Source organism: Flavobacterium galactosi (genome assembly GCF_048158585.1).
GTDB lineage: Bacteria > Bacteroidota > Bacteroidia > Flavobacteriales > Flavobacteriaceae > Flavobacterium > Flavobacterium galactosi.
In genome coordinates this window covers 30,580-42,723 of record NZ_JBLNKV010000009.1, presented here as the reverse complement: position 1 = coordinate 42,723, position 12,144 = coordinate 30,580, and the positions used below count along the sequence as shown (strand labels likewise).

Genomic DNA, 12,144 nt, shown 5'->3' with positions numbered 1-12,144 from the left:
CATGAAAAATCATAGCTGGTTTATCGTTGTTCTTATACTATTATTTTCTTGCCATTCCACTAAAATAGTAAAAAATACAGTTCAGCCTGAACTGGGACATCGGTCTGTTCATTTATTAAAAATAGACGGCTTTCAATTCAAAGATCTAAACAAAAACAGCCAACTCGATAAATATGAAGATTGGAGACTTCCTGACGAGATTAGAATAAAAGACCTTATTTCTAAAATGACTCTTGAAGAAAAAATAGGTTTTATGATCATCAGTACCACTCGTTTGGCGGGTGATTATTCCTTTCAACAAAATGCACCTCAATCAGAAATTACCAGTGGTTTCAATGAAGAAGATTTGGTACAAAACATAAACATGTTTAGTCGTAAGCCATTACCTAATCCAACGATGACGGCAGCAGGAACGACTAAAGGGGTTTTGACATACCAGCTGCGGCACTTTATTGTACGGGCGAATACCAGTGCAAAAATAATGGCGGATTGGTCGAATAATTTACAGGCGTTAGCCGAAACTTCACGGTTAGGTATTCCTTGTATTGTAGCTTCAAATCCACGCAATCATATCACCGTAGATGCTGCTATAGGCCTGAGTGTTGGCACGACTGTTTTCTCCAAATGGCCGAGCGAGTTAGGCCTTGCAGCAATGAGGGATTTGAAACTGACCCGTGAATTTGCCCAAATCGCAGCCAAAGAATGGACTGCTGTAGGTTTGCGAAAAGGATACATGTACATGGCCGATTTAGCGACTGAACCCCGCTGGCAACGTATAGAAGGCACTTTTGGTGAAGATGCCGATTTAGCTGCTGATATGATTCGTGAAATCGTATTAGGATTTCAAGGAAAGCAACTGAACAAAAATTCAGTTGCTATGACTACCAAGCATTTTCCTGGCGGAGGACCACAAGTAGACGGGCAAGATCCTCATTTTGAATGGGGAAAAGACCAGCATTATCCGGGGGGAATGTTTGATTACCATCTCAAGCCTTTCAAAGCGGCAATCGAAGCAGGAACTTCTTCGATAATGCCGTATTATGCAAAACCAATCGGTACACAATATGAAGAAGTAGCTTTTTCATACAACAAAGCAATTATTGATGACTTGTTACGTAAAAAAATGGGATTCAAAGGTATTATCAACTCAGATACCGGGCCTATAGACATGATGCCATGGGGCGTTGAAAACCTGAGCATTTTAGAACGCTATCAAAAAGCCATTGAATGTGGTGTTGATATATTTTCCGGCAGTGCAGACCCCACTTTATTATTGGAAACCGTAAAAAAAGGACTCGTTTCTGAAAGCCGAATCAACGAATCTATAACCCGACTTTTAAGAGAAAAATTTGAATTGGGTTTGTTTGAAAACCCCTATGTATATACTGATGAAGCCATTAAAATAGTTGGAAATGGCGAATTTCAGAAAAAAGCAGATATCGCCCAGAGAAAATCAATTGTTTTGCTTCGAAATGATTCCCATCTTTTACCTATTTCCAAAAAAACAAAAATATATTTTGAAACCTATTATGACAATGGGAAATCCAAAAGCCCTATTGCTGTAAACAAACCGAACGCACACTATCCCAATTTGGAGTTTGTTGATTCAGCAGCAGCAGCTGATGTGGTTTTACTTTGGTTAATCCCAAATTCAGGGAGTCTGTTTGGTGCCACTGGCAGTCCTATTGAATTGCGTTTATCCAAAAATAAAATTGATATTGCCCATGTAAACGAAATTACACAAAGTAAACCCACTATCACCGTTATCAATTATACCAGTCCGTGGGTGATTGATGAAATTGACAATGGAAAACTTAAAACCGTCCTGGCTACATTTGGAACGACACAACAAGCGGTACTCGACGTAGTAAGCGGATTGTTTAATCCTTCCGGAAAAATGCCCTTTACCACACCCATTTCAACAAAAGCTGTTTTAGAAAACCAATCGGATGTTCCTGGTTATTTGAAACCTAAAGGATATGCTCTATTCCTATTTGGTGCTGGACTGAGCTACTAATTACACTATTCAATACATTAAAAAAATGAGTCCTACTAAAACAAAATTAATCCCAGCACTACTTTTATTGTTAATTCAAGTAGTCGTTTATGGTCAAGTAACGTATCAAAATCCTATTTTATCCGGATTTTATCCAGACCCAAGCATCTGTAAGGTGCAAGACGATTATTATATGGTAAACAGCAGCTTTGGATATTTTCCTGGAGTACCAATTTTTCACAGTACCAATTTGGTCAACTGGGAACAAATTGGCTATGTCTTAGACAGAGAAGAACAATTGCCATTGGCGAAAGCTGAAACAACCTTGGGTATTTTCGCTCCTACTATTAGATATCATAATGGTCTGTTTTATATGATCACCACCAATATTACTGATAAAGGAAATTTCTATGTAACGGCCAAAAATCCAGCCGGACCTTGGTCAAATCCTATTTGGATTGAAACTCCGGGAATTGACCCTAGTTTATTTTTTGACGATAATGGAAAAGTCTATGTTACGTCTGCGCAAAATTGGGGACCCGTAAAAAATCGGATTGTGATGTCCGAAATAGATTTAGCTACTGGAAAACTACTTTCAGAGCCTGTAACGATTTGGAAAGGAACCGGCGGAAAATTCCCGGAAGGGCCTCATTTGTACAAAAAAGACGGTTTCTATTATTTGATAATTGCCGAAGGTGGAACAGAATATGGACATAAAGTGACCATTGCCAGAAGCAAAAATATTTGGGGATCATATGAGTCCAATCCAGCAAATCCTATCCTGACACACGCCAATTCGAATGAAGAAAACAATCCGATCCAAGGTATGGGCCATGCGGATTTAGTCCAAACCACTGATGGCTCCTGGTTTATGGTAGCATTGGGATTCCGACCATTAAACGACCACCAAATTTTAGGACGAGAAACCTTTTTGGCTCCCGTGGTTTGGAATCCAAACGAATGGCCTGTAGTAAATAGGAATGGCAGCATGGCATTGGAAATGAAAGTCGACAAACTTCCCGGAGCAGTGACAGCTAAAAATTTCAATCAGAATGAAAATTTCAATAGTGATACGTTAGGTTTCGAATGGAATTACATCAATAATCCAATACCTCAAAACTACTCACTTACGAAACACAAAGGCTATTTAAGATTGTATGGTAGTGAAAAATCATTGAGTGAGAATCCGGGCGTAACCTTTGCAGGAAGGAGACAACAACACTTTAATTTTAATGCTACTACTACAATTGATTTTAATCCAACAACTGACAATGAGGAGGCCGGAATTACGATGTATAAAGATGGGTTACACCATTACAAACTATTTATTAGAAAAATAGGAAAAGAACGCGAGTTAGTTTTAGCTTATAATATTGGTAAAATAAAAGCCATTGAAAAGCGAATGCACTTAAAAAAAGGCCCTGTAAAACTGACTGTTTTTGGAACACAAGCGTTTTATGAATTTGGTTTTTCGCAAGCTAATAATGCCGTAATCACTCTTGGAAAAGTTGATACAAAATATTTGAGTACGGAGACGGCAGGAGGTTTTACGGGAACATACATAGGTTTGTATGCCACTGGAAATAATGTAAAATCTAAAGCAGCTGCCGATTTTGAGAATTTCAGCTATCAAGTAGCGAAATAAAAATTGTGATTATCTAAAACCGTAAAATTGAAATTAGATGTTTTAACTCTTTAAAAATATAAAAAAAACAGGAAATAGTAAGGAGATGTATAATAATTAAAAAAAACAATCATGAAGGAGACCAAATTTACAATGAATTATAGCTTCCCTAAAAATGCTTGGTATGCTTGCGCAAGGGATGTAGAAGTTAAAAAAGAATTATTTGCTAGAAAAATTGCGAATGAGCCCTTGGTAATGTACCGTACTTCTGACAACAAAGTAGTAGTTCTTCAAGATGCTTGTTGGCATCGATTATTACCTCTTTCTAAAGGAAAATTGATAAACGACCAAGTAATTTGTGGTTATCATGGTTTAAATTATAATAAGGAAGGTAGATGTACCTACATGCCTTCTCAAGAAACAATTAATCCTTCTGCTTGTGTCAAAAGTTATGCTGCTGTAGAAAAACACCGTTACATCTGGGTATGGATGGGAGATCCTGCTGAAGCTAACGAATCAAAAGTACCTGATTTACACTGGAATAATGATGCTGATTGGGCAGGAGATGGAGAAGTAATATATGGAAAATGCAATTATCGATTAATTTTAGATAATTTAATGGATTTGACCCATGAAACTTTTATACATGGAGAAAGCATTGGTAATGATGCAGTAGCAGAAGCACCCTTCGAAGTAACTCACACCGATAATTCAGTAACTGTGACCCGTTGGATGTTAGACATTGAACCTCCTCCTTTTTGGAAAGGACAATTAGGCAAAGAAGGAAATGTAGATAGATGGCAAATTATTAATTTCCAAGCACCATCAACCATTACTATAGACGTGGGAGTTGCCCTAAAAAACACAGGTGCTTTTGAAGGAGACCGCTCGCAAGGTGTAAATGTTTTGTTTTAAATACTGTTACGCCAGAAACCGATACCACTTGTCATTATTTTTGGTCGTTTTGTAGAAATTATGACATCCTAAATCAAAGAAGAACACATGAATTAAGAGCAGGGGTTTCTCATATTTTTTCCCAAGACGAAGATATCTTAGAAGCACAACAAATTGCTATTCAAAACAATCCAGGTCGGGAATTTTATAATTTAAATATAGATGGCGGGGCAATGTGGGTTAGACGAATTGTAGATGAAATGGTTGCAAAAGAGGCTTTAGATTAACAGTAATAAAAATACAATGAGATATTCAAATATTTGGAAAGAAGCAATAATAACAAAAGTGTCTTTGATTGCAGAAAATGTAAAGCACATTGAATTTTCCTTGAGTGAAATTCCTGCCTATACTCCGGGTTCACATATTGACGTTCAAATTTTTATTGATAATAGTCCAAGCATACGAAGTTATTCCCTAATTGGAAGATCTGAAAAAGGGAAACCACTTACTATTGCAGTTAAACTGCTAGCTGAAAGTCGTGGAGGTTCAAAATATATCGGAAAATTAAAAGAAGGGCAAAAAATTCAAATATCACAACCAAAAAATCATTTCGAAATGACATTTGGGCGTGATAATTATATATTGATTGCTGGAGGAATTGGCATTACTCCTATTATTGCCATGGCGCAGGAACTAAAACATAAAAAATCTAATTTTCGGTTAGAATATGCTGGTGCTTCTAGAAAAGAAATGCCTTTCCTGGAAATGCTCTCTGAATCCTTTGGAGATAATTTGAGTTGTTATATTAAAGATGAAAACCAACGTTTAAATATTAAGAAAACAATTGCAGAACTTCCAAAAGGAACACAACTCTATTTTTGTGGACCTATGAGAATGCTCGATGATATTCGACAAGCTTGGCACGACAATGGCTTTTCTTCTTTTGATTTGAGGTATGAAACGTTTGGAACAACGGGTAGCTATCCTACACAGTCTTTTAAAATAAATCTACCTCGTTTTAATAAAACCCTTTCGGTTTCCATAAACACTACCCTGTTAGATACTTTGAAAGACAATGGAATTGAAGTTATGTCGGATTGCCTAAAAGGAGAGTGTGGATTATGCGTAGTTGATATTATTAAATATACAGGTAAAATTGACCATCGAGATACTTTTTTTAGTGAAGAACAAAAGTCAGAAAACAAACAAATATGCGCCTGCGTTTCTCGAGTGTTTGAAGGAGAATTAACAATCGATACCTCATATCGTGGAGAAAATAAAAAAAACTAAAAAAATGGAAAAAAGAACCAATAAATACAAATTAAATCTGGAACTGTTGGCGACATCAAAAGTGGACGATACGAACTATCTACCAATAGAATTGGAATTCGACAATCATGACAACATTTTCACCATTGTTGAAAGAATGAAACAAAGAAATCTTTTTCAGACTGAAAACCAAGCCATTGAATTTGCCATTGGATTGAAAATGTTTAGCGAAGTGATGCTGAAAAATAGAGAAAATGAACTTTTTAGTGAGTTTAGGCCTGCTTTTAGCGAGTTTATGAAAAAGCTAAAGTCAACACCAACTCAAATCGAAGACAAAAAAAATTAAAATGAAAAGTAAAATAAGTTTACCAATCAGAAGAATTGTAACCGGTCATACTCACGAAGGCACTGCGGTATTTACTTCCGACGAAGAATTTCAAACCGTTATTATCCCAACTGGCGATGCTGCGATGGCTACTTTCTGGACAACAGCTACCGTTCCTGCAGATTGCAATGACGAAACTGATGGTGCCAAAAGAGATGCTGGTACAACTCTAAAAGGAGGTTCGGTGATTCGTATTGTAGATATGTTACCGGGAGCTTCTTCCCCACTTCACCGAACGGACAGCATAGATTATGGAATTATAATTAGCGGTGAAATTGAACTTGAATTAGAAAATAAAGTTTCGAAGAGAATTGGTGCCGGAGAAATTATAATTCAACGCGGTACTTTACACAAATGGAAAAATCCAAGTGAAACGGAAGTTTGCAGAATTGTTTTTGTACTCATTGAGGCAAAACCATACGAGATTAACGGAATGCCGCTTCCTGAATATATGCAACATTAAAATTCATTACTATGCCGCTGTGTGTAATTATTAAATCATAAATCCGAGTACTTTTTGTGTAGTGAAACGAAACAAATAATGATGCTTCGGAAATAAATTCAAATGACAAAAACGAAAGAAATTAATATAAAAACCCTGATTATTGTATTAGGCTGTTTGAATGGGTTGATGCCTTTTTCAACCGATTTATATTTGCCTGCATTTCCTGCAATGGCTGAAAATTTAGGCACAAATGTGGGAATGATTACCCTTTCTATGAGTACTTTTTTTGCTGGTGCTTGCGTGGGGCAGTTTTTTAATGGACCGATTTTGGATCGTTTTGGACGTAAAAACCCGATGTTAATTGCATTAGCATTTTTTTTCCTGACTTCTTTAGGATGTGCTGTAGCTGGAAATATAATCCTTTTATGTGCTTTTCGTTTTTTTCAAGCCATCAGTATCAGTGTATGTTCAGTAGGAAGTAGAGCGATGGTGCGAGATGTATTTCCTGTAGAAAAAATTGCCTCCATGTTTTCAACACTTTCCCTAATTATGGGAATTGCACCTATAATTGCGCCAACTTTAGGCGGTTTTATTCTGCTCTTTTCTGATTGGAGAGGTATTTTTATCTTTTTGGCAGTAATGGCGCTGATTTTATTAGCCGCACTGCATTTTTTCCTCCCCCATGTGAAAGAAGCAGACGCTAACTATTCTTTAAAACCAAAAGCGATACTAGGAAATTATAAAAAAGTAATCCTGACAAAAGGATATATGGGATACGCTATCATTACGGCCTTGGCATCAGCGGTATTGTTTAGTTGGATTTCAAGTTCTTCTTTATTATTTATTGGTGTTTTAGAAATTAGCAAGCAACAATTTGGATGGATATTCGCCAGTACTGCTTCCTGCATGATTGTAGGTAGTCAGTTTAACAGGATATTATTACGAAGATTTAGCAGTTATGACATTGCATTCTGGGCAGTAGGAATACAATTGTTAGTTTGTTGTTATTTATTATATACCGCCATTTACTCCTTGACGGTAGAACATCTTCTGGTGGGAATGTGTTTTTTTATGTTGTTTTTATCGTTGATCTCTCCCAATACTATGGCAATAACCATTCGTCCTTTTACTGAAAACATAGGCAGTGCCAATGCAATTATGGGTGTGACACAAATGGCATTGAGCGCATTGGTCACAGCAATTCTTAGCTATTTTCAAAATGGCAGTGCAGTTCCTATGGTCGTAACGATGATAGTATTAAGCGGCATTAGCTTTAGCATGCAGTACTTTTTAAAACAAAAAACAGTATGAAAAATCTATTCGATTTAACCGCAAAGATTGCTTTAGTAACTGGAGCGACAAGTGGCATGGGCAAGGCTATTGCCGAAGCTTTGGGTTCGCACGACCGGAGCCGTTGCGATAATTGACTATTTTTTTTTGTAACTTTATTATAATAATAAAAAATACCATGACTACTAAAGAATACATCCCAACGCTGATTGCATCCGAAATAGATCGATTACATACTGACAATACGATTTGGAAACTTTTCAAGTCGAGCCAGACGCATCAAGAATGTCATATTAATCGAATAGAAGACCTTTGCAATAAATCTAGTTTTCAAGTACTGCCCCATCGAAAAACGGTGCATGATTTTATATTCTTAAAAAAAGGAATTTCAAAAAGAAGTAAAGGACTGAACAAATATGAATTTGGTGCTTCTTCCATCTTTTTTTTACCGGCATATCAAATTACCCAACACGAAATGATGAGTGATGATGCGGAAGGATTCTATTGTCATTTTGACGAAGAAATATTTGACTATTTACCAAAGAACTACCTTCGCAAACAATATCCTTTCTTTCAATATCAATCCCATCCTGTAATTGAGTTGTCTGAAAGTACATTGAACTACATAGAACTTATTTTGAATAGAATATTAGAACTATACAAAGAAGAAAAAACATCTTACAAACATCTTATTTCTTGTAGTTTGTTGGTCATTTTTGAAGAGATAAAAAAAGAGATTCCAATACATGAAATAAAAACAAAAAAAAACTCATTTTTGGATATTACAGAACGTTACAAAAACGCTTTGGAAAAGCACATATACGAACACCAAAACATATTGTACTATGCTAAAATAATGAACATAACACCCGATTACCTTAATAAATGCGTAAAAAATAGTACCGATAAAACAGCACAGGATTTACTAAAAGAAATGCTGATTTTAGAAGCCAAAACCCTTTTGAAATATTCAAACCTTAATGTATCTGAAATAGCAATAAAACTCTGCGATCAAAACCCGAGCAATTTTGCTCGTTTTTTCAAAAAACAAACTGGAATAACTCCTCTGGAATACCAACAACTGCACTGATTTAGAATAGCAGTACCCTTTTTTTGATTCACTAAATTGTTTTTTTGTATCCCATCTTTGTAATATAATATATTATGATATATATTATTTTATGTAACCAAAAAAACTAATGTAATTTAAAAAAGCTAAAAATTATGAAAACAATGCAATTTATAAAGGATTACTTCCTTTTTATCGCAATTATGACTTGTAGCGTCACTTCGTTTGCTCAACAGGGAAAAATTCAAGGAAAAGTGACCGACGACAAAGGAGTAGGTTTACCTGGTTCAACTGTCGTTATAGAAGCAGATAATAAGAGTACTGTTACAGATATTAATGGTGATTTTACCATCGGAAGCCTCAATGATGGAACCTACAAAATCAACATTTCTTATATAGGATTTACCACTCAAAAAACAACTGTAAAAGTGCCACAAAGCACTAAATTGAATATTACTTTAAAAGAAGATCAGTCCGCTTTGGATGAAGTAGTCGTAACAGGTGTATTTGACAAAAGAACTAAACTGGGAGCATCAGTCGCCATTTCAACAATAAATGCAAAAACATTGAATAGATTAGCGCCAGTTAGTGCCGCAGACATGTTAAAAACAATACCAGGAGTATATGTGAATTCTGCTTATGGTGAAGTAAAAAATGTTATCTATTCAAGAGGGGTATCTGCCAATTCTGTAGGGGGATTAGCAAACGATCCTAATGGATATTATTACGTTTCGCTACAAGAAGACGGATTACCGGTAGCGGCAGTAAATAGTGCTTCACTATCTGCTGACTATTTCTTTCGTTCAGATGCTACAATATACCGTGTCGAGGCTGTTAGAGGAGGAACTTCTTCAATCACATCCGCGAATGCACCTGGAGGAGTTTTCAACTTTTTATCAAAGACAGGAAGCGGTGCTAAAGCCAATGAATTTAGACAAAAAATTGGTTTAGAGGGAGATGGTAAAAACCTATATACCAGAAGTGATATTAACATAGGAAATACTTTTGGAAAATACAAGAAGTGGTCCTATAACATCGGTGGATTTTACCGATATTCCGATGGAGCCCGTTATGCAGGATATGCTCAAAACAAAGGTGGGCAAATTAAAGCTAATGTAATGAAATCCTATAATGGTGGGTCTATTAAATTTTATGCTAAATATCTAGATGATCACAATGGCTCAAATGTCCCATTGATCGGAAAAGGATTTGGAAATGATATTACTTTAGCTGATGGAGTAAAAAAAACAGACTCTTATGCATTAACTCCTACTAAAGTTACTATCCCTAATAGATCTGATTCAAAAACTACCGTTTTTGACCCAACTAATCTTAATCATTCAAAAGATGCTTACTTAGGTATTGACTGGCAACAAAAAATTGGAGATAGCTGGGTAATAAATAACAATATTAGATACTCTTCAAAATTAGCAGATGTAGATAGTCAAACTGCTACTAACTTCGGTTATTTAGATGATCCTACCACAAATTTTTTAATGGGAACATTACAAATTTTCAGACCTGGTGTTATTACTTACAAAGACAGATCAACAGGACAAGTACTGGCTCAAGTAAAACAAAATTTTGGACAAACTGGACCTTCATACACAGTGCTTAACTCTACTTTACCAACAACTGTTCCCGAAAAAGCTGCAATACGATATGCTGGTTCTGTAAAAAATTATACCACACTAGATGAATTGATGGATCAATTTACAGTTACTAAAAAAATTAAAAATGGATCAATTACAGGTGGCTTCTTTTATACCAGTTCCCGAATTATTTCGGATCCTAATATTACCGCTCCGGTACTTTCAGTCTCTGCAATAGGAAATAGAACTGCTCCGTTGGATGTTAGTTTTGTACAAGACGGTACAGGTACTGCTTATCAAATTTCAGATCCAAATTCAGGATACTTAAAATTAGGTGGTTCATTTGGTGGTGGTACTTATGATTATAACTCTAACCAACTTTCATTATTCCTTGGAAACAATTTAAATCTTACTGAAAAACTTAATTTTGATTGGGGAATTCGATACGAAACCGCTAGTATTAAAGGAAGTAATAATAGAGCCGCTAGGACTACAAAAAGCGGAGGATTTGATGGAAATCCATTAACTATCTATGATAATCATTATTCCATATTAGGAACTGATATTATTAATTTTAATAAGAAAACGAATGTTTTTGCATACTCAGCTGGTTTAAATTATAAATTCAATGATAAAAATGCCGTATATGTTAGATACACCGATGGTGAAAAATCACCGGATTTATCTTTCTACAACAACTACACGTCTGATTTTATAGCTAAAAATAACTCTCCTATAAACCAAAGAATAACACAATTTGAGTTAGGTTACAAATTAAAAGATGAAAATTTTCAACTTACTGTTACCCCTTTTTATAGTAAATTAAGCAACATAGGAACAACAGCATTAGGAAATGATGATGCAGGAATATTATACTACACTCCAGTTTTATATAATTCAGTTAGAACCTTAGGATTAGAATTCGAATCTGATCTTGTTTTAACTAAAAATTTTAGTGTAAAATCCTCATTAACATTACAAGATGCAAAATACACTTCTTGGAAAACTTGGGTACTCGGTAATCAAGGAAAAGGAGATGATATAATTATAGACAATACAGGCAATAGAGCTGAAAATAATCCGAACATAATGTTCGCAATTACTCCAACTTATTCCATAGATAAATTTTATACTTTTATTCAATGGAAATACCTCGGAGATCGAGAAGTTAATCAAAATAATGCTTATAAACTTCCTGCATTCAGTCAATTTGATTTAGGTATGGGATATGATTTTAATGCTAAATTTAGCATCGCCTTAAATGTTAATAATTTAACAGACAAACTGGGTATTATGTCTTCTGCTTCTCCTGGAGGAATAGACGCATCACTTAGCCCTCAAAATATTACTAAAGCGCAAGTAGCTGCTAATCCTAATGCTGTACACAGTATTTTAGCCATTCAACCTAGAGCTTATTTCTTGACTGCAACATATAAATTTTAGTTAATCAAAATCCCCCGAAAGGGGGATTATACAACTCATTATTTTTTTACTTATAAAAACTATTAACAATAATAAATTAATTATTGGATTAGTCTTTATTGACACTATGGCGTGTTACTTATCAGATAGATGAAAAA

Annotated in this window: 9 protein-coding genes and 1 pseudogene; all 10 read left to right on the top strand. The window is 35.4% G+C overall.

Features of this window, described 5'->3' with window-relative positions:
• Position 1 precedes the first annotated feature (1 nt).
• The 10 genes and pseudogenes from ACM55M_RS16385 to ACM55M_RS16340 all read left to right on the top strand — a co-directional run bounded on the left by ACM55M_RS16385 (position 2) and on the right by ACM55M_RS16340 (position 12,007).
• The gene (locus ACM55M_RS16385; RefSeq protein WP_416858757.1) at positions 2-2,017 is read left to right on the top strand and encodes a glycoside hydrolase family 3 protein; all 2,016 of its coding nucleotides are present in this window, start codon (positions 2-4) and stop codon (positions 2,015-2,017) included.
• A gap of 25 nt (positions 2,018-2,042) precedes the next feature.
• Complete coding sequence (locus tag ACM55M_RS16380) at positions 2,043-3,641, top strand: glycoside hydrolase family 43 protein (protein WP_416858756.1); 1,599 nt, start codon at positions 2,043-2,045, stop codon at positions 3,639-3,641.
• 111 nt (positions 3,642-3,752) lie between these two features.
• Positions 3,753-4,535 (top strand): Rieske 2Fe-2S domain-containing protein, encoded by a 783-nt coding sequence (locus ACM55M_RS16375; protein WP_416858755.1) that lies wholly within the window; start codon positions 3,753-3,755, stop codon positions 4,533-4,535.
• A 53-nt stretch (positions 4,536-4,588) separates the two neighbouring features.
• Positions 4,589-4,801 (top strand): annotated as a pseudogene (locus tag ACM55M_RS16370) (hypothetical protein); the annotation flags it as partial.
• A 16-nt stretch (positions 4,802-4,817) separates the two neighbouring features.
• Complete coding sequence (locus ACM55M_RS16365; RefSeq protein WP_416858754.1) at positions 4,818-5,804, top strand: PDR/VanB family oxidoreductase; 987 nt, start codon at positions 4,818-4,820, stop codon at positions 5,802-5,804.
• 4 nt (positions 5,805-5,808) lie between these two features.
• Positions 5,809-6,129: a DUF3861 domain-containing protein gene (locus ACM55M_RS16360; RefSeq protein WP_416858753.1), complete on the top strand. Its 321-nt coding sequence runs from the start codon at positions 5,809-5,811 to the stop codon at positions 6,127-6,129.
• A gap of 1 nt (position 6,130) precedes the next feature.
• Complete coding sequence (locus ACM55M_RS16355) at positions 6,131-6,631, top strand: cupin domain-containing protein (protein ID WP_416858752.1); 501 nt, start codon at positions 6,131-6,133, stop codon at positions 6,629-6,631.
• A gap of 102 nt (positions 6,632-6,733) precedes the next feature.
• Positions 6,734-7,924 carry a multidrug effflux MFS transporter gene (locus ACM55M_RS16350; RefSeq protein ID WP_416858751.1) on the top strand — a complete coding sequence of 397 codons (1,191 nt, stop codon included), beginning with the start codon at positions 6,734-6,736 and terminating at the stop codon, positions 7,922-7,924.
• A gap of 157 nt (positions 7,925-8,081) precedes the next feature.
• A complete protein-coding gene (locus ACM55M_RS16345; RefSeq protein ID WP_416858750.1) occupies positions 8,082-8,993 on the top strand; it encodes a helix-turn-helix domain-containing protein in 912 nt (303 codons plus the stop codon).
• A 134-nt stretch (positions 8,994-9,127) separates the two neighbouring features.
• A complete protein-coding gene (locus tag ACM55M_RS16340) occupies positions 9,128-12,007 on the top strand; it encodes a TonB-dependent receptor (RefSeq protein ID WP_416858749.1) in 2,880 nt (959 codons plus the stop codon).
• Positions 12,008-12,144: the final 137 nt, after the last annotated feature.